General features: G+C 53.8%; 19 protein-coding genes and 1 tRNA gene. 6 read left to right on the top strand and 14 right to left on the bottom strand.

The genetic code is table 11. The features are described 5' to 3' along the window. Positions 1-9: 9 nt before the first annotated feature. Positions 10-555, top strand: a complete 546-nt coding sequence (locus tag GCD22_RS16730) for an OmpA family protein (RefSeq protein ID WP_031571526.1) — start codon at positions 10-12, stop codon at positions 553-555. Between the two features lie 112 nt (positions 556-667). Here the strand turns inward: GCD22_RS16730 and waaF are convergent, their stop codons facing one another. The 6 genes from waaF to GCD22_RS16700 are packed head-to-tail and all read right to left on the bottom strand — an operon-like array spanning position 668 to position 7,216. Beyond that, entirely contained in the window at positions 668-1,765 is a 1,098-nt protein-coding gene (waaF, locus tag GCD22_RS16725) for a lipopolysaccharide heptosyltransferase II (protein ID WP_226831543.1), read from the bottom strand. Between the two features lie 2 nt (positions 1,766-1,767). Beyond that, positions 1,768-2,532: an RMD1 family protein gene (locus tag GCD22_RS16720; RefSeq protein ID WP_031571531.1), complete on the bottom strand. Its 765-nt coding sequence runs from the start codon at positions 2,530-2,532 to the stop codon at positions 1,768-1,770. A gap of 4 nt (positions 2,533-2,536) precedes the next feature. Continuing rightward, positions 2,537-3,922 (bottom strand): FAD-binding oxidoreductase, encoded by a 1,386-nt coding sequence (locus tag GCD22_RS16715; RefSeq protein ID WP_031571535.1) that lies wholly within the window; start codon positions 3,920-3,922, stop codon positions 2,537-2,539. After that, positions 3,919-5,004, bottom strand: a complete 1,086-nt coding sequence (gene rfaE2 / locus GCD22_RS16710) for a D-glycero-beta-D-manno-heptose 1-phosphate adenylyltransferase (protein ID WP_031571537.1) — start codon at positions 5,002-5,004, stop codon at positions 3,919-3,921. The genes GCD22_RS16715 and rfaE2 overlap by 4 nt, the downstream gene beginning before the upstream one ends. Then, the gene (locus tag GCD22_RS16705; RefSeq protein ID WP_024893315.1) at positions 5,001-5,366 is read right to left on the bottom strand and encodes a YraN family protein; all 366 of its coding nucleotides are present in this window, start codon (positions 5,364-5,366) and stop codon (positions 5,001-5,003) included. Before GCD22_RS16705 ends, rfaE2 begins: the two co-directional genes overlap by 4 nt. Before the next feature lie 8 nt (positions 5,367-5,374). Continuing rightward, a complete protein-coding gene (locus GCD22_RS16700; protein WP_031571541.1) occupies positions 5,375-7,216 on the bottom strand; it encodes a penicillin-binding protein activator in 1,842 nt (613 codons plus the stop codon). Positions 7,217-7,250: 34 nt separating this feature from the next. Between GCD22_RS16700 and rsmI the strand changes: the two genes are divergently transcribed. Both rsmI and GCD22_RS16690 read left to right on the top strand, forming a co-directional pair. Next, positions 7,251-8,108, top strand: a complete 858-nt coding sequence (gene rsmI, locus GCD22_RS16695) for a 16S rRNA (cytidine(1402)-2'-O)-methyltransferase (RefSeq protein ID WP_031571544.1) — start codon at positions 7,251-7,253, stop codon at positions 8,106-8,108. 13 nt (positions 8,109-8,121) lie between these two features. After that, positions 8,122-8,197 (top strand) — tRNA-Phe (locus GCD22_RS16690). Positions 8,198-9,250: 1,053 nt separating this feature from the next. Here GCD22_RS16690 and GCD22_RS16685 read toward each other — a convergent pair. The 5 genes from GCD22_RS16685 to GCD22_RS16665 form a co-directional block, all read right to left on the bottom strand. Further along, positions 9,251-9,478, bottom strand: a complete 228-nt coding sequence (locus GCD22_RS16685; RefSeq protein WP_031571547.1) for a hypothetical protein — start codon at positions 9,476-9,478, stop codon at positions 9,251-9,253. Positions 9,479-9,850: 372 nt separating this feature from the next. Next, positions 9,851-10,165 (bottom strand): hypothetical protein, encoded by a 315-nt coding sequence (locus tag GCD22_RS16680; RefSeq protein ID WP_140391137.1) that lies wholly within the window; start codon positions 10,163-10,165, stop codon positions 9,851-9,853. A 238-nt stretch (positions 10,166-10,403) separates the two neighbouring features. Then, entirely contained in the window at positions 10,404-10,742 is a 339-nt protein-coding gene (locus tag GCD22_RS16675) for a type II toxin-antitoxin system ChpB family toxin (RefSeq protein WP_031571551.1), read from the bottom strand. Beyond that, positions 10,742-10,996 (bottom strand): AbrB/MazE/SpoVT family DNA-binding domain-containing protein, encoded by a 255-nt coding sequence (locus tag GCD22_RS16670; RefSeq protein WP_010639395.1) that lies wholly within the window; start codon positions 10,994-10,996, stop codon positions 10,742-10,744. The genes GCD22_RS16675 and GCD22_RS16670 overlap by 1 nt, the downstream gene beginning before the upstream one ends. A 224-nt stretch (positions 10,997-11,220) precedes the next feature. Next, a complete protein-coding gene (locus tag GCD22_RS16665) occupies positions 11,221-11,997 on the bottom strand; it encodes a bestrophin-like domain (RefSeq protein WP_035210251.1) in 777 nt (258 codons plus the stop codon). 165 nt (positions 11,998-12,162) lie between these two features. Between GCD22_RS16665 and galE the strand changes: the two genes are divergently transcribed. Then, a complete protein-coding gene (gene galE, locus GCD22_RS16660) occupies positions 12,163-13,128 on the top strand; it encodes a UDP-glucose 4-epimerase GalE (RefSeq protein WP_031571557.1) in 966 nt (321 codons plus the stop codon). Positions 13,129-13,181: 53 nt separating this feature from the next. Here the strand turns inward: galE and GCD22_RS16655 are convergent, their stop codons facing one another. Then, a complete protein-coding gene (locus GCD22_RS16655) occupies positions 13,182-14,030 on the bottom strand; it encodes a thioredoxin fold domain-containing protein (protein ID WP_226852421.1) in 849 nt (282 codons plus the stop codon). A gap of 154 nt (positions 14,031-14,184) precedes the next feature. After that, positions 14,185-14,766, bottom strand: coding sequence for a DUF4337 domain-containing protein (locus GCD22_RS16650; protein ID WP_031571563.1), 582 nt, complete (start codon positions 14,764-14,766; stop codon positions 14,185-14,187). A 108-nt stretch (positions 14,767-14,874) separates the two neighbouring features. Between GCD22_RS16650 and msrA the strand changes: the two genes are divergently transcribed. Both msrA and msrB read left to right on the top strand, forming a co-directional pair. Next, positions 14,875-15,468, top strand: coding sequence for a peptide-methionine (S)-S-oxide reductase MsrA (msrA, locus tag GCD22_RS16645; protein ID WP_031571565.1), 594 nt, complete (start codon positions 14,875-14,877; stop codon positions 15,466-15,468). 3 nt (positions 15,469-15,471) lie between these two features. Then, on the top strand, positions 15,472-15,900 hold the full coding sequence (msrB, locus tag GCD22_RS16640) for a peptide-methionine (R)-S-oxide reductase MsrB (protein ID WP_010639384.1): 429 nt from the start codon (positions 15,472-15,474) through the stop codon (positions 15,898-15,900). Positions 15,901-15,946: 46 nt separating this feature from the next. On the opposite strand, the gene GCD22_RS16635 is transcribed toward msrB, so the two are convergent. After that, positions 15,947-19,063, bottom strand: coding sequence for an EAL domain-containing protein (locus GCD22_RS16635; RefSeq protein ID WP_051690545.1), 3,117 nt, complete (start codon positions 19,061-19,063; stop codon positions 15,947-15,949). Between the last annotated feature and the right edge of the window lie 13 nt (positions 19,064-19,076).

Below are 19,076 nucleotides of genomic sequence, written 5' to 3'. Positions count from 1 at the left end.
AGAACAATGATGATTGCCAAAAAACATGTATTACTCGCGGTAATGGTGATGGCGGCGGCGGGTTGTGCGGAAGCCCCCTTTCAGGGCTGTCCTGCCAACAAGGCACCGGTAGCGGCACCTGTGCCGGCCCCGGCTCCTGCGCCCGTTCCTGTTCCGGCCCCCATTGCACCGGTGCAGCGTAAGGTTCTGCAGAGCAAACCCATTACCATCACGGGTATCAACTTCAAGCTGAATTCTGCCAAGCTTATGAGTCATGACATCCAGGTTCTGGATCAAGTGGCGGATTTTGCCCAAAAGCACAGCAGCGCGGTACTGGATGTCAATGGTTACTGCAGTAAGGTAGGCAGCTACGCCTACAACCAGCGTTTGTCAGAACAGCGCGCTGACAGTGTTGCTCGGTATCTGGAAGCGCACGGTGTGTCCCGTTCGCGGATGGTGCTGAAGGGCCATTCCTATAATGATCCGGTCGCCAGCAATGCAACGCCGCAGGGTCGTTTTGCCAACCAGCGGGTGGAAATCAATTCGACCATTCAGGTGGAAAAAACCGTCAACTAACGGTCAAGGTATCGCCTGAACATGTAACGATTTTACCTCTGCAATGCTCATGGCATTGCTCCTCCTCTCCTCGCCCCGCTCTGCGGGGCTTTTTTATTCCGGGTATTTCGGATTATCGAGAGGAGAGCTGCTGGAGAACCTGTTCGGGAAGCAGATCTTCCATGCAGCGGTGGTGCTTGAGAGGGCATTCTCTTTTGCCGCAGGGGCTGCAGGAAAGTCCCAGACGCAGGGCCACGGCGCCGGGTGATAAGGGCGGAGTCATTTGCAGGGGGGTTGATCCATAGAGGGCTATGACCCGGCTGCCGACGGCCCCGGCAATATGCATCAGACCCGAGTCATTACTGACGGTGATTTCTGCCAGAGAGAGCAGGTCGATGACTTCTGTGAGGCTGGTACGCCCACCCAGATCAAGCACTGTCGGGACAGCTTGCGCGATGGCCTGGGTGATTTCGGTGTCTTTCGGACTGCCGAAAAGCCACACCGGTCGTCCTGCCTGAGTCAGTTGCCGGGCCAGACTGATCCAATGGCGTACAGGCCAGCGTTTGGCCGGGCCATATTCTGCCCCGGGTGCGAGTGCCACCAGTCCTGCACCGGGATTTTGGATATTCAGACGTTGCAGCGTGACGGCAAGTGCAGCATGATCCACCATCAGACGCGGTGCGGGTAAATGCTTGGGTTGCGGCAAACGTCGTGGTAACCCCAGGGCCACAAAACGATCTACTGTCCGTGGCAGGCGTTTTTTATCCAGGTGGTGGCGGTCATTGAGCAGCATTTTTCGGGCATTGCCGCCAAAGCCGCTGCGGTTGGGAATCTGGGCCCAGTAAGGAACCAGTGCGGATTTCAGGCTGTTGGGCAAACAGATAGACCAGTCATAATCTTCTTTCTGGAGGGTTTCGGCGATACGGCGGCGTTCTTTCCAGCCCAGTTTGCCGTGGGGAATATCCAGAGGAATGCCGCGCCGCACTTCTGCTATGCGCGAGGCAACCGGCAGGCTGGCCAGCGGGGCAAGGACATCAATCTGCAGCTTGGGCCAGCGCCGGCGCATGACCTGCAATAATACTTGCGCCATGACCATGTCGCCTACCCAGGCAGGACCCACCAGCAGCAGGCGGGCCGGATCATAAGCCCGGGCCAGGCGGGTATTATGGGCGGCAAAGGCGTCTTCTTCGGCGTAAGGCGGTTCGATGGTTTCCGGTAAAGCCTCTGACATGTTCATTTGCCCAGAAGCATGATCAGCGCTTCCGCCGTAATCAGGATGATGATGATCCATTCCAGAACGGTCTCACGATTATGGCGACTGGCAACAATCATGATTTCCAGTCCTTCATGAATGGCATCGAGTTTTTCATCCAGGGCGCGGAAACGGCTGGTGAGTTCCAGATCGGCGGAAAGCTCCCGGGAGAGTATTTCCAGCCCTGGTGTTTCCCAGACAATGTCCGGATTATCCAGCACCGCAAGACGCGACAGGATTTCGGTGCGGGTCGCCGAGGTGGAGGCCAGAAAACGCAGATGACTACCCCGGCGTCCCGGAAGGCGACCGGTACGGGTGACCTCGGAGAGTAAGTTCAAGGTGGTTTCCAGAAGAGTTTCGACGGCTTCCTCGTGGAGTTCGAGGGCGAGGCTTTGGGCCAGGCGCAAAGCCACCAGGAGGATGCGCTCTTCATCCAGATGCTTGAGGGTTACGCCATCCCGGCCGACGGCATCCCGCTCACCGGTTTTGATGAATAATTCTTCGACTTTCGGATTGCTGATGGCGGTGAACTGAGCCTGGACGCTGGCAATAATCCGCGCCTGCAGGGCCGGTCCTGCCCCAAAAAAACAAAGCACCCCGGAACGGAACATGGCTACCCAGGCATCTCCGTCGCGGAGCAGGCGGTGGGCGGGATTATTATCTACCAGATCCATGTCGAAGGTTTCGTCCCAGTTTTTCAGGGCAATATGGCGCACGGGTTGAATGGCGTGAAGAATACTACTCATACATTTATCCTTCGGGGAGTAATTTGCCAGGATTCAAAATGCCATCTGGATCAAACAGTTTTTTGATGGCACGCTGAATACTGAGATTTTCGGGGCTGAGTTCCAGCGGTAAAAATTCCCGTTTGGTAGAGCCGATGCCGTGCTCGCCGGAAAGCGTGCCGCCCAGGCGGAGGACCGTCTGAAAGAGTTTTTGCAGACCCTGACGGGCATGGCGCATTTCCTCATGGTTTTCGGGGTGCACCAGAAAATTGACATGAAGATTGCCGTTCCCGGCATGGCCAAAGCTGACAATGTGCAGGGATTGTTCTTGGGCAATGGCTTCAATGGCTTCCAGTAAATCGCGCAGACGACTGACCGGGACGACCACATCTTCGTTGATTTTCAGAGGGGCCATGGCTTTGGTGGCTGGAGACAGGGATTTGCGCGCCGCCCAGAGTGCTGCCGTGGCCTGGGCATCTGTGGCCTCCAGGATTTCCAGATTACCGTCTCCAGCAAGGGCCTGGCGCACGGCTTCCAACTGGGCGGGGATGGTTTCGCTTTCGCCGTCGACTTCGACCATCAACAGCGCCTGACTGGCAGCGGGCAGGTCTGTTGCGGCGCCCATACTGCGTACGGCCGCCAGGGCATGAGGATCCATGAGTTCCAGGGCGCTGGGTGTACGTCTTTGTGCCATGACCCGCTGGACCGCCGCGCAGGCGCTGGCGGTATTGGCATAGGCCGCGCGAAGCGTGGCTTTGGCCATGGGCAGGGGCAGCAGGCGCAGGGTGACTTCGGTAATCAACGCCAGCGTACCTTCACTCCCCACCAGTAAACGGGTCAGATCATAACCGACCACGCCTTTGCTGGTACGCACTCCACAGCAGAGGGTTTCCCCGCAGCCGGTGACGGCGCGCAAACCGAGCACATAATCCCGGGTCACCCCGTATTTGACAGCATGCGGCCCCCCGGCATTCATGGCGAGATTACCACCAATCCGGCAATAGGGACTGCTGCCCGGATCAGGAGGATAAAAAAGCCCGTCCTGAACAACATGGTCATTGATGGCGGCGGTAATCATGCCTGCTTCTACCGTGATGGTCCGGTCTGCCGGGCTGTAATCACAAACTTCCTGCATGCACTCAAAACTGATGACGGCGCTGCCGGGTACCGGTTGCGCGCCGCCGACATTGCCCGACCCGGCCCCTCTGGGGATCAGCGGTAAATGATGGCGACGGGCGATGTGGACAATAGCCTGCACTTCTTCATGACTCCGGGGAAAAAGCACCAGGGCTGGGAGACAGCTTCCCGGGGTGTCATCACGGCTGTAAATGGACAGGGTATCGCTGTCATCCCGAACTCTCTCGGTGTCGAGAGCTGCACGCAGTGCCGGAAGAATGACGGCGATGCTCATGGTCGGGAATTCCGGATTTTCTGTAAGAGGGCGGAGGTGCTGCGTTCGTGCCGGAAAGGAATGCTGAGCACGCGACCGCCGCGCGCCTGGACCTCGCGGGCACCGACGATGCGTTCCACCGGCCAGTCGCCGCCCTTGATCAGGACGTCAGGCTGCAGTTTTTCGATGAGTTGCAAGGGGGTGTCTTCATCAAAAGTGGTGACGAAATCCACAGACTGCAGGGCCGCGAGTACCGCCATCCGATCGTCTTCCGGATTGATCGGGCGATCAGCACCCTTGCCGAGTCGACGCACGGAGGCATCACTGTTCACGGCGACAACCAGACAGGCGCCTTCCGCGCGGGCTTCGGCGAGATATTGGACATGACCACGATGCAGGACATCAAAAACCCCATTGGTGAACACCAGTGGACGACGATAATTGCAGGCCTGCCTGAGCAGCTCCCGGTCGTGCAGAATCCGTCCGGAAAATGACGCGACGCTATGGGGCGGAATTGGATTTTCGGCAAAGGCTGCGTCCACATCGCTGCAAAGGGCATGAATGATGACCAGATGGACTTCCTGGATGCGCGCTGTACTGGTTTCGGGGACGCGCAGTTCAATATCCGCCGCCCCCAGCAGGCCGGCAAGTTGTCCGCCATCCTTGCCGGTCATGGCCAAGGTCCACATGCCCCGAGCCCGGGCTGTACGGATGGCCTGCAGAACATTTTCGGAATTGCCGGAGGTACTGAAAGCTACCAGACAATCGCCGGGTCGGCCCAGGGCCTCCACCTGACGGGCGAATACCTGTGGGTAGGCAGAATCATTGGCAATGGCGGTCAAGACGCTGCTATCCGTGCTGAGGGCAACGGCGGGAAGGGCCATGCGATTACTTTCAAAGCGGTTGACCAGTTCGGAGGCCAGATGCTGGGCATCTCCCGATGAACCACCGTTGCCGCAACTTAATACCTGGCCGCCGTTCTGCAGTGTGGCTATCAGTCTTGCACTGGCGTTGGCGAAAGGTGCGGCGAGACTCTGTGCAGCATGTTCCTTGGTGGCGATGCTGGCGCGCAAGGCGGTATTTATCCGGTTAGGCATGGTCATGGGCTGGGCACTCTGAAAGCATCGCGAATCCACTCCGGCGCTGCGTCACCGTCAATGGCAATCACGTCAAACCGGCAAGGACGCAGACCATGCCGGGGATTACGCAATAAAAAATATTCGGCAGCGCGAATCAAACGCTGCTGCTTCCGATGGTTGACGCTGGCGGCGGCAGATCCTTGCCGATTATGGGTGCGCTGGCGCACTTCCACGAACACCAGCGCCTCATTATCGAGTACGATCAGGTCGATTTCCCCGGAACGGCAACGAAAATTGCGCAACAGCAATTTTAGTCCGGCCCTCAGCAGCAAAGCTAAAGCGCGATCCTCACCTTGCTGACCGAAATTTTGGCGCGGCGAAGGCATGCGTTAATTTAGCTGCCGGGTTTGGGAATGGCTGGTAAAGGCACAATAGCGCCATTCTCTACTTCCATCCATTCCATGTCACGCACGATGCGGCCCTCTTTACCAAAATGTAAGGTTCCGGTGGCGCCTTTGAGAGGCTGGCTAAATTGTTTGGCGAGGATTTTATCGGCAAGCTGGTAGGCATCCAGACCAAAAGCGGCCATCCGCCACTGCGCATCACTGGCATTGGGCAGGCTCGTGTGGAGGAGCGCGGCGGCCTGTGGCTTGGTCGTAGCCGGTTGAATAACCCAGGGCATATCCACGGACTCGATTCCGGAGAGATTTTGCGCATCGCTCGGGAGGGTGGCCCCATGTAAAAGCGCCGGACTGAAAATCGGGATATGACTGTTGATGGAACGGATAGCAGAGACCGCAGCGTTGGCATTTTTGCTGTCTGCGACCAGGAAAACAAAATCATGCGTTGAGCTGGTCCCGCTTAGCAGTTGCTGCGCCTGACCATTCAGAGAATGACCAGGTAGATAGGTGGCGACTCCTGCGACACTGCCACCCAGTTTTTTCCAGGTATCAATAAAATCGGCCTGAATGGCAGCGCCACTGGAATCCTGCGGATACAACACGTAGACCCGTCGATAGCCTGCTGCATAGCCCTGATTGGCAATTTGACGCGCCGCAACATCCCGACTCAGACTGAAAGTATATAACCCCGGTTGTTGTACCCCGGCATCGGAACCCAGAGCAATAACCGGAGGATCTGAAGGTTTGCGTACACTGGCCACGGCATTGATGTCCTGCGGTAACAATGGCCCGACAAATATCTGGCAACCTTCCTTGACTCCGCGCTCAAAGAGTACGGCGGTATAACTGGGATTCCCGGTACTTTGCAGCAGCTTGACGGCCGGCCCGGAGGTCAGCTGTGCCGCCGTTTCCATGCCGGCACTGAGGGCCTGGGAAAGTCTCGCATAACTACCGGTGGAGGGCAGCAGTGCACAAATACTGCCCTCCTGACTGCTGGTAGTGTCGGCGACGTTCAGTTCGTCATGGCTGGTAAAATTGATGGGTGGGTGGCCAGGATGCGCGGCCATCCAGGCATTGATAGCGGCTTTGCGTTGATCCGGATCAGGATTATGGCGACTGATCAGGGCAATGGCGAGCCATTCCTGTACCAAAGGATTACCACTGCGTCCCTGCCAGTTTTGAATGCGCGCCGAGGAAACAGAGTCCAGAAGAGCATGAATACGCTGATGGTTTTTGTGGATGGCAGCGCCGCTGAGCAGGCTGTCCCGTTCTATCAGAAAATTCAGGGCAGTCAGTTCATGCCCCTCTTGCGTGTATAACGTGGCAAGGGTTCCCATGGCCTCGGCCCGCACGTTCTGCGGCGTGCTGGCGATGGTCAGAAGTTCTTCGAGATTGCCTTTGGCCCTGGGTGTCTGTCCCTGATCCATCAATCCCTGGGCGCGGACCCACAAGGCTTGTCCACGTAAACCGTTATCGTCATGTTCCAGGCGCAGGACTTCATCGGCGAGGAGTACCGCTACTGGAGCCCTGTTGCCCTGCAGGGAGGCTTGTGCAGCCTTCAGCAAATACTGGAGTTGTGTCTTGCCTTGAACGGCCGCCGCCGCCTTAATGTAGTCTTTGGCGGCTTCCAGGTCATGCCCCTCTGCGAGTAACGCATCTGCCTGCCGGGCACTTGCCGCTTCAGGAGGATTTGCCGCAGTGGCTACAGGAGCCGGAGCGGTACTGAGCACGGGCGCAGGCTTATGTGGCATACTCGCGCAGGCGCTCAAGGCGGCGGCGACAGCCAGGGTGGCGGTCAAACGTGGCAAATGGAATAAACTGGTCGGCAGTTTCATGAGCAGAGTGTATGGAGAATGGAGCAGTGGTTCAATGACTGAAATGCATTCCGGGCTGTTGACGATTATCGCCACCCCCATCGGCAATCTGGAGGATCTTTCGCCACGGGCCGGGCAGGCCATTGCGGGTGCCAGCCTGATCCTGGTGGAAGATCGCCGTCATGCCCAGCGCTTGTTCCAGCATCTTGGTGTACAGCCCAAAACTATGGCCCTGCACGAACATAACGAGCGGGCACTGGCCCCGCAAATTGCCCAGCGCATAGCCGCCGGTGAGCAGATTGCCCTGCTTTCTGATGCCGGGATGCCGTTAATTTCCGATCCTGGTTTTCCATTACTGGCGTTGCTGCGCGAACAGCAGTTACCGGTCACCATTATCCCCGGACCCAATGCTGCTGTAGCGGCGTTATCCTTGTCCGGCTTGCCGAGTGATCGCTTCAGTTTTGAAGGATTCTTACCCGCCAAAGCGGGCGCCCGTCGGGCGCGTCTTGCGGTGTTGCAGTCGGAATCACGAACCATGATTTTTTATGAGGCCCCCCATCGCATTGTGGCAACCATAACGGACATGGCCGAACTTTGGGGCCGGAATCGACCTGCAGCGCTTTGCCGGGAGCTGACCAAAATCTACGAAGAATGTTTGCGCGACTCTCTGGGCGGGCTGCTGGAGCAACTGTCTCAGCACCCCGATAAGGTGCGCGGCGAAATGACCCTGATACTCGGCGGGGCACCTGAACAAGACCCCGGTGAACAGGAAGCAGATCGCTGGCTCGCCCCTTTGCTCGATGAGTTGCCACTGACTCAGGCGGTGCGAATTGCTGAAGCGCAAAGCGGAATGGCCCACCGTCTTTTATATCGTCGCGCCCTGGCCTTGACTTCCGGGCGTGAGCCCGCTTAAATACGCGCTCTTGGCCCAGGTAGCTCAGTCGGTAGAGCAGAGGACTGAAAATCCTCGTGTCGGCGGTTCGATTCCGTCCCTGGGCACCATATAAATCAAACGATTAGCGATAACTGGTTCGACTACATCTAATCTACGGCTGTATCTTTTGATGGAAGCGATTCCGGCGAATGTGATCCTGGAGATGGTGCTTACACGCCACCCTGCTATAACCATCATAGCCCTCTGTACATAAGCTACATGCTAGTGCCCATCTGGCTTGGGCATGTCTTGGGCAATGCGCCATTTTCCCAGGATTTTCCCATGTGGGACCCTTGTGTTTACTGGCTTATAAATTGACAGAAAATCGGTTTGTCAATCTGGGGGGGGCTGTTAAATAACCGTTACCGTAACAATTTCATGGTGTTTTTCGCGTCTGCTGAGTCCCCACGTTACACTGAAAGCCAATCCTTGGGTTCATCCTAACAAAGGTACCAAAAGTCCCAGGGTTTAGCCCCCCCCCAGTTAAGCTTCTGCTGAACGCTCATTCCTGAGCGCCTTTCCGGATCTGTTGGAAAATGGCGTTAGAAGGCCGTCCTGCCGATCCCCTGTTGGTCAATCACGTCACCAATGAAATGAGATCTGTTTTCTATATCTTTATGTTCTTTAATGGGTTTGACGAAAACGTAAGGGGTTTTAAGTTTCGGGACAAGGAAAACGGATATTCTTTGGCACCCATACGCCCATTTGGGGGAGTGGCACGACGCATTCTCAAAACGACCGTTTTAAGAACATACAGAGTGTTTCCCCGAAACCCATGGTCCGAGACAGGAGAAATCACGGGGGATGCCAGAATGCTTGTGGCCCTTGTGAATTCAGGCTATTGCAGAGTTTCTTGTGGGACCTTTTGTACCTTTGTTGGGATCCACCCTCTGTTATGGCTAACGAGTTAAAAGCGTACCTGTGCGATCAGTCAGCAAAATTCTTTTCCTTCTTCACCCAGAACCTCGCTTATCCAGAAGTAAAACGGGACTATCCATAAGATCATCACAAGAGACTAACCATTCGAATGCGGGTGGGCCGTAATATTGGGGCAGTGATATCTGCAAGCTAAACCATATGACAACTGCCCGTATGCCAATGTAAAACGAATAAGGTAAGAATTAATCAAATATAAGATATAACGGTACGTCAAATCGCTCTCTAATTTTTTCAATTAATGATGGCTCTTTTACGTCACCCAGTATACGCTCTAAACGCATACGCGAAAGTTCAGCACGTTGAGCTTCATTAAATTCACACTCGTCTATTTCAAACGGGTCGATCCCGGCGAATTCATTTGATTCGGTAGTTTTATTAATTTCTTTCTTTTTCCAAAATATTCCCTTCATTTAAGTATCCTAGTCGACCATATCAGCTTATGATACAACTGCCTCAACTACAGTTAAAGGGGGCTGAAGTTAAAATGGAACGAAAACGTAATTTAAAGTACGTTAAGGTCGCTGCATAGCCTATATTTGCTAGTTTTTGCATGTCCCATCACCAGATGAATCGGTTACAGGGACCTCGGTCCACATATTGCAGATTTCAGGATGATCAAAACCGATGTGCGAATTTCAGCGCATGTCCATCATGCTTTTTATATTGCTTTTGTACACAAGATTAGCTTTTATCCGAAACTGATCTTTTTTGGACAGATTCACACAGAACTAGGCTCCAGATGCTTAACGTGCTTTAAATTCAGAGTTCTGAAGGGCCCCCAATTACACCGGAAAGCGACGAACAAGTTCCTCCTCGATTCCCTTGGAGAATTGTTGGATAACGTCGCGTACGCGAGACAAATTGTTAAAGCTGCTCTGGATTTCGTCATCAGGGTCGTATGGACCACCCCAGACAAATACATATTCTTTGCCTTCGCCGTCCCATGGCGTTTCGTTCGCAGGGTCCTCGTAGCGATCAAGAAACCACCGCCGCATAGCAGCGATTTGAAGTTCCTTTGGGGCAGAAGCGATCCAATCATCATCCGGCTCAAAGAGACCACTATTGAAGCCGCCTGCTTCGGGTGGTAGCTGTGTCATGGTTTACGTATCTTATGAATGTGCATCGCGGACGGGATTGGGACGTCTAACGTAAATTCGACTGCACTGTCAGTGCAGTAAAAAACTGAATGACCTCCTTGCGGACTTACCGGACATAATGCACCGTTCTGTCTCGTGGGCCAAAAATCCTGAAGGGCAGATCGCCCGGTTTTTGCTCGGTTCTTCTGCTACCCAGAAGTGCCAATTATGGGACATTACGCTGAGCCTATTCATTTTGTCACTCCAAAATGGCCTGTATCCTGGTTATCACTTCGTTGACTATGGACTCTGGGACCATCTCGACAAACTTGCCGTCCCTTGCCATAAGATCAACGGTGCGAGATTGGTTGCTCATCACTATCCCCTGTGTTTTTGTTCCAGACCCCATCAAAGAGACTGCAAATCCCGCGAATCTAGCTTGATTGCCACCTTGAGTGATGGGGCAGACCCAAACCAGGCCAGAGCGATTGAAGGCTTCTCTCGATACGATTAGCACGGGACGATGACCTTGCTGTTCACGGCCTGATGTCGGGCTGAGGTTTGCCTGCCAAATCTCCCCTCGCCGTGGCCACCGCATCAAATTTCTTCGATTCCTGCTGACGGCGCATCTATCCACTCACGCTCTTCGGCGCTTATGGGCTGAGTAAAGTCACACTGCGATAGTAATTCGTCCAAGGTGTAACGCTTTTGTGCTGGTCGTGCTACCAGTGCGCCGTTTTCGATCTCCAATGAGACTGCTTGACCTTCGCCGACGCCCCAACTCCGTATGGTCGTGGCAGGTATGCGTAGGGCCATGCTGTGCCCCCACTTCTGAATTTTGGTCTGATTCATGCGCATCCCCTGTGCTTGACGAATAAACATTGTAGATTCAAATTAACCATTGCGCAATCTAAGGGAGGCCACTTGAAGGGGGTTGAACCACAAACCGCCGAAATTTCCGTCACTCCATATCCAGTCCATTGCAGGTTTAGTCTCGCAATAGCAGTGAGATGGTAATGTGTTTCGGCTTCCTGACGAAATGAGGGATAGCCGTGAAGAGCACTGTGCATGATTCTTTAAGTGTCGCTTGTCTGCATCCCCTGCAGGGTTTCGACCAGTAACTGATCCGCCGAGTCGACACGGATGAAGCCGAGGCGTGGATATTCCAGATCACGAATCACGAAAATGGTGACGGTCAGCGCGGCGGAAAAAATGATGACCTGTAGCCAGGGGATGCGCTTGTGTTCGGTCATGCCATAGCCTGCCAGCAGGGCAGAAATCCAGGATAGTGCGAAAAGCAGGAAGTCAATAATCTTTGGTGGATGACTTCGGGTGGCGGCAATGCGGGTGGTGGTAATATCAAACATGGCATTCAGTGCACGACTGACCAGGCTTAATATGGCTGTATTGCCGGTGTGTTGGGCCGCGAGGATCGCTTCTGTCCAGATTTGGTGCTGTAATTGAACGCTACGTTGATAGGCGTCCAGAGCTGCAGGGGTGTTGTTACCTATATGCTGATATGTTTCCAGGCGGGCTTGTAGGTATTTTTGCATTTTTTGGCGGAGAGCCATCTGTTGTGCTGCTGGCAATAAATCCAGCCGCAGATAGGCGGTGCCGACCGCATTGGCTTCTTCGGTAATCAAATCGCGGCGGTGTTGAAAGCGTTCGGCGGCACCTGAAAAGGAAAACGCCAACAGTAATCCCAAAAGCCCGAATACGGCTCCGTTCAGTGCCCCGGAACCCCCGTCGGCCCGACTACTTTTGCCGAGTTGGAAGCCTACAAAAACACATAAAATCAAACCAATAAACAATGCTGCAGAGTACACCCAGGGATTAAAAGTTGACGGATTCATAAAGTCCTTTGGAAACATATGGAGAGGCCTGATTAACTTGGGAATAGTTTGCCCCATGCGGTGCTTTTTCGCTAGAATCCAGACAGCAAAAATGAACAGTTGGTCCGAAAGCTCCGAAAGGTTACTTGTTCAATAAACGCATTATCTGACAGAGGCAGGCAATTCATGAAAATTCTGGTAGTGGGTGGTGCGGGTTATATTGGCAGCCATATGGTAAAACGCCTGCTTCAGAGTGGGGCAGAGGTGGTGACTCTGGATAATCTTTCCGGTGGTTATCGTGATGCAGTTTGTGGTGGCGTTTTTGTTTATGGAGATATTGCGGATACCCGGTTGCTGAATCGGATTTTCTCAACGCATTCATTTGCTGCAGTCATGCACTTTGCTTCTCATATTCAGGTGGGAGAATCCGTGCAGGAGCCTTCCAAATATTATCAGAACAATGTCAGTAATACACTGAATCTTCTGGATGTGATGGTTGCATTTGATGTCAAAAAATTTATTTTTTCTTCTACAGCAGCGATTTTTGGTGAACCTCAATATACGCCCATTGATGAAAATCATCCCAAAGATCCCATCAATCCCTATGGACGGAGTAAGTGGATGGTGGAGCAGGCGCTGTCTGACTACGATCGCGCTTATGGCCTCAAAGCTGCTTGTTTGCGCTATTTCAATGCGGCAGGGGCGGACCCTGATGGGGAGCTGGGTGAGCGCCATGATCCGGAGACGCATCTGATTCCGCTGGTATTACAGGCCGCTTCCGGGCGACGGACCCAGATCCGCGTGTTCGGGCGTGATTATGAGACACCCGATGGGACCTGTATTCGTGACTATATTCATGTGACTGATCTGGCTGAAGCACATTGGCTGGCACTGGAACATCTTCTCGCCGGAGGCGATAGTTGCGCTTTTAATCTTGGCAATGGTAATGGTTTTTCGGTTCAGGAAGTCATTGATGTTGCCCGGCAGGTGACGGGCAAGCCCATTGCTTGTGAAGATGAAGCTCGACGTGCAGGGGACCCCGCCCGCCTGGTGGCGGACTCACGCAAAATCCGTGAACAGTTGGGGTGGCAGCCCCGCTATGCGGATCTGGCCACCATCATCGCCGATGCCTGGCGTTGGGAGACCCGCTAAGGGTTCGTTCCGTGCCAAGGCAATCAGGCGCGAGGCACTCATGTGCATGGCACTCAGGCAGCAGGGATGCAGCCTCGGGCGCCGACACTGCCCGCCAGTTTTTGGATGAACTCCGGCGTGTGGTGCACGTCAATTCCGTGCTTCATCTCCATTTCCAGCCCTTTGGCCGTTTTAATGCAGTACAACAGGGCGGGGGTGGCCGTTTCTCCGGTCTGATGCAGCAGTTGGGTATTGGTCTTGACCGCCGCCTCGTCGACCGCAGGAATATGACTCAGGGGTTTGGTGCTGCCTTCTTCGGTATGCAAATCAAAGCCTTTTTCGTTATTGGCCCAGGCTTCGGCAGGATTTTTTGCAGCGAGAATGGTTGCCGCCTTGGCCGGGCTGGAAGGCTTGAGGAAGCCGACAGGAACCACTTTTACCCGGACTTTGCCTTCGGCTACCGGTTGTTGCAGCGATTCCCAGAGCAGATGACAGAAAATACAGTTGGGATCCATGAACACGACCATCAGCGGTCCCGAATGTCCTATGGTAAAACCCGGTGCTGCCAAGGCTGCGGGCGCAATTTTTTCGGCAGGTACTTTGGCGGGTTGAGGCAGGTACTTGTCTGCATAATGTCCGGTGATGTTTTCCTGCTGGGCATTTACTACCGGACCCAATAACAGATATTTGTCGGACAGCATCCATAGTATGCCCTGTTGGTGCTGGTCAGTTTCAACGACAATACCCGTCAGGCTGTGGACGGGGCCGGGAAAGACTTTGGTGACATGGATTTTATCGTGGAAATTTTGCTGGACCAGGTGTTCCGCCGGTTTCAGATTGGAGGTGTTGACGCTGGCGCAGCCTGCAAGCAAAAAGCCTCCTGTGAGTAATGCCAGGTTGCGAAACTGTCTGTTTAACGTCATTTCTTATCATCCTCAGGCTGATTTGTTGAACATAATGTCACCATCCTAGCAAATACCCTTATCTGTCGCATCCCGATCCGTCAGAACTGATCAATCAGCGTTACTAAGGCAGAGTGCGTTGTTGCAGGGTATGAAATGGCTACCGGGGACCGGATCAAAATAAAAAAATGGCACTCATCCACAGACCAATGCCTCCGGCAGCACTGATCCCTGCTATGGCAAACAACCACTTACGTCTGGTCAGCGCGGTTATGGAAGCCAATGATATGGCAATTTGCAGAAAAATCATGGCAATTTCCAGATCATTATGGGGGCGGTTGAGATGCGCCGACTCCCGGTTGGCCGCTTCAGATTTTTGCTCCATTTCCGTGGCGCTTTGCTGAATGCTGACTTTCTGTTGTTCATATTTTGCAATTTTTTCTTTAAAGCCGACGGCTTTGTCAGGGGCAAGAATAATGGCCAGCTCCATCATGTGCAGCTTGGTGCTGACGGCCTGATAGTAATTCCACTGGTCAGCAGCCTTGGCCTTTTCCAAAACGGCTTCATTTTTTTGGAGTAGTACTTCATTCATCAAGTGGGTCCCCTGATAACTGACAATGGCGCCAAATGCCGCGAGGATAGCGGTAAATATGGCGACCCACTGACTCAGGCTGTGGCGTTCTCCGCCATGGCCTCCGGCAGCATGATGAACCATTTCTTCGTGGGGTGGGTGGCTATGCAGTCCATGTCCGCTCATGACGTCTCCAGCTTGGTCAATCGTTGATTTGCGGCTATGCTCATGAGATTGCCGGTTTAGGTCAAGTGCTTTGTGGTCTTTCCCGAATACGAATCCAGGAGGTTAGTGATGGTCATGCAAATACCAGCTCCCCAGGGAGAGCAACCAGACGCCACTACGCCCGGAATGGCCGTGCTTGCAGGTGGTTGTTTCTGGTGTACCGAAGCTGTTTATCTTGCTCTGGAAGGCGTCACCCGGGTGGTTTCGGGTTATACCGGAGGAGCCCGGGAAACAGCCAATTATCGGGCGGTCTGTAGTGGTACAAGCGGTCATGCCGAGGCGGTGCAGATTCATTTTGATCCGGCGCGCCTGTCATTCGGCCGCCTGTTGCAGGTCTTTTTCGCCGTGGCCCATGATCCCACCCAACGCAATCGTCAGGGGAATGATGTGGGGACACAATACCGCTCGGCTATTTTTGCCGTAAATGCTGCACAACGGCAGATGGCTAACGATTATATTGCAGAACTCAATGCGACGGGAATGTTCGGACAACCCATAGTGACTGAAGTATCCCTTCTGGAAAACTTTTATTCTGCGGAGGACTATCATCAGGATTATGCTCGCCGTAATCCTGATCAACCTTATATCTGCGCGGTTGCTTTGCCCAAGGTGGAAAAATTGCGGCATACTTTTCCACAGTATTTACAGACCAAGGAGTCTTAGGAAATGCCCACTTCATCTGCAGGATATGACTTGACCCCCATTGATGCCAATACTCGCGCCGAAATGGCTAAAGATTTACCCGCAGAGGTGCGCCACGTATTATTTGAGCATGGTACGGAACCGCCGTTTTGTGGAGGCCTGCTCCATGAAAAGGAGGCCGGTAACTACGTGTGTGCGCTTTGTAGTCTGCCCTTGTTTCGCTCGGCCAACAAATTTGAGTCAGGAACCGGCTGGCCCAGCTTTTGGGAGCCTTTCGCCCCAGATCATATCCGTGAATTGACTGACACCAGCTATGGCCGGGTGCGTACGGAAATCCGCTGCGCCCGCTGCGACAGCCATCTGGGGCATGTGTTTCCGGATGGGCCTGAACCCACTGGCCTGCGTTATTGCCTCAATTCCGCTGCCCTCCGGTTCGAACCCGAGGCAGGATGAGTCCGAGAACAACAGGCAAGGGATATTGGAGCAAAAAGCTTCCTGTCTAACTGTCGTTTTCAGGATGAATGAGTGCCTGGTTTTCGGGAAGTTTGTCGTGCGTGGCCGCAAAGTTGTCGGCCATTTTCTTTCTGAGTCGGGTGATTTCTTCGGGGCTATGTTCGCGAGAAATGCAGGCATGGTAGGCGTGATGTGCCGTTGCGAGCGCGGAGTCCGCGAGACCGTGGGTATCCAGATATTTTCCCAAACGGCAACGATGAGAATCATCCAGGCTGGGAAGCTGACCAAGAATCGCGGGCGCAATCTGATATAAGCTGTCGAATTGCAAATGCGAGGCGTAAGCACCCAACAGGGTTTTAGGCTGATTGTTTTGTGGCTCTGGCGTCCAGGCCTGAAGCCAGGGTAGCAATGATTCTTCGGGCATGGGCCGCGCAATGGCGTAGCCCTGAACGCAGTCCACACCGAGAACGGCCAGAGCGTCCAGGGTTTCCGGCGTTTCCGCCCCCTCGACCACATAACGCGAACCCATGGACAAGGCCAATGCGGCAACACTGCCGACAAAAATCAGATCTCCGGGTTGCTCGGGAATCCCCCGGACCAGACACTGGTCGAGTTTGACTTCATCAACGGCAATTTCTTTCAGGCGCAACAGCGAGGCGTAGGCGCTACCCACATCATCCAGGGCAACACGAACCCCCAGTGAACGAATGGTGGCGATTTTTTCCTGAGCCAGTTGCAGGGACAGAAAATCGCCATTTTCGAGAATCTCCAGGGTTAATTGTTCCGGTGCCAGCGTACAGTCGGCCAGAACCGCCTGTAGTTCTGGCAGAAAATTGTCTGCAAAGAGGGCGTCCGGAGGGATGTTAACGGCTACTTCCAAAGGAAATCCGGCAATATGAAGCTGTTGTGCTGTCCGCGTGGCAATACGCAGTATTCTGCTGGTGAGCATTTGCGCTGCTCTGCTGTCCAGATGGGGAATAAACGTGTCGGGAAGAATAATCTCAGTGCCTTGCCGCAGGCGGGCGAGGGCTTCAATGCCAATGATGCGACCTGTTGCCAGATGCAGAATCGGTTGGTAATAGGCAATCAGGCCCTCATCCTGCTGAAGCAGCGTCAAATACGGCAGATTGCTTTCTCCAGAAAACACTTCTTCTCCCTGGAAACTGGCCCAAAAATGGCTACGTTCTGCTTTATTGGCTTTGGCGACATAAAGCGCCTGATCAGCATGACGCAGCAGTATTTCGCTATCGCCTTCATCAAAGGGAAAAATGGTGATGCCCAGGCTTCCGCCAATTTTGACGGTGATATTGCCGGGAAGAACATAGGGTCTTTCCAGGGCTTCAGAAATCCGGACCATCAGCTTTTCTACATCTTCCATGTTCTGGATGTTTTCCAGAACCAGGGCAAATTCATCGCCCCCCACTCGGGCCACAAAATCTGTCTGTCGAAGTGCCTGACCCAGCCGATTGGCGACTTTTTGCAATAATACATCGCCGGCGGCATGACCATGCTGATCGTTGACGGGCTTGAAATCATCCAGGTCGAGCATGCAGATGCCGAGTAATTTTTCTTCACGCCGGGTGCGCTGGATGGCCTCGGGAATTCTGTCTAAAAGGGCCACCCGATTGGGCAATCGGGTGAGCGCATCATGACGCGCCATCCAGCTCTGGGTGATGCGTTCCTGATCAATGCGTTTTTTGAGATCCATTTCATCGAGGCCATAACCAATCAGTTTGCCTACCCGGGCAAGCGTGCCGAGGATTTCCTGGTCAAAAATGTTCTTTTCGCTGCTGGTCACACCGAGAATCGCCCAGATTTGCCCGTTACGCCGAATCGGGATGATAGCAACGCTGGCCCAGTTTTGTTGTTCCATCAGATTATGTTGGGCACTGAAAGCCAGATCGTTGCGGTAATCATTACGGTATTGCAGGCGTTCAGATTGCCAGGTATCGCGCAAGAGGCTGGGACGATCTGAAAACAGCTGGATACCCAGATTACCGAGAATTCCGCTCCCGGTACCGGCACCAGCAAGGGCCTTGAAACAGTCATCCTGATCGGGCTTCATGACATAAGCGGTTTTGAAGAGGGTCCCTTCCACGATGTGCTGACAGGTTTTGCGGAGGATCTCAGTTTCGGAGCGGGCCCGGATCAGAATGTCGCCTTCGGCGAGAAAAGCCCGATAGAGGCTATTTAAGCGATCGATGCGTATTTGTTGTTGATGACGACCAATGGCGATGCCCAACATGATGGCAAGGTGTCGTATGAGGTTCTGGCGATTGGGGACACGAAAAAACCCTGGAATTTTGCTGTACAGACCAATAGTGGCATAAGGCTTGCCATTGACCTTGACGGGAATGGTCACATTGGAGCGCCAGCCATATTTTTGGGAGGGTTCCTGCCAGGGGGCTGTGATCGGATCGCTTAGCCAGTCGTCGACATACACAATTTCGCCGCTGCGCCAGGCTTTTCCGGCGGGTCCCTGGCCGTAAGGACTGTCGTCCAGACGAATCTCAACACTGTTCAGGTATTCCTCCAACGCTTCACCACTGACCTGATCGCGGAGCAGGTGAATGCCATCTTCAGAATGGCCGATCCATGCACCATCCAGCCCGGAAATGGTCATCAACTTGTTGATCATCTGCCGCACACTTTCTTCCGGAGTGACCTCGCTGATCAGCAATTGATCAATGTCCTCAAGAATTTTGCGCTCTTCCAGAGCTACGGTTTCCATGCCTTGTAATTGACGGGCCAGATCGGTGGCGAGTCTTTGCAGCAGATATCCGCGTAATTCGGGGGTGTCTTTAAAAAAGGGATTGAGCAGATCGAGCAGGCTGTCACTGTAAAGGGCCATGCTGTTGATCAGCCACTCACTTTGAATACCCATTAAGGCATGGATCTTGCCGATTTCCTGTGAGCGCAGCGCAAAATCATCATCATCGTCTGGTAACAGCAGCGACAAGGAATGTTTGCATTGCTCTGCTTTCAGTCGGGAGACTCGTTCATTACCCAGACGCTTTAGTACAATCTCCAATTCGGGGTATTCCGCTACTTTTGCATAAAACTGCTCTACCGCCTGGGCAATGGCAGCCGAAAAATCGGCCTGCCGGTTCTGAAGCAGTGAACTGAGTAACTTACGGGATTTAAGGGGGAATGGACTGGACATGCTTTCCTGTGGG

It is taken from the genome of Acidithiobacillus thiooxidans ATCC 19377 (assembly GCF_009662475.1).
Lineage (GTDB): Bacteria > Pseudomonadota > Gammaproteobacteria > Acidithiobacillales > Acidithiobacillaceae > Acidithiobacillus > Acidithiobacillus thiooxidans.
Note: the sequence above shows the minus strand (reverse complement) of the source record. Positions and strands in the feature narration are given on the sequence as shown.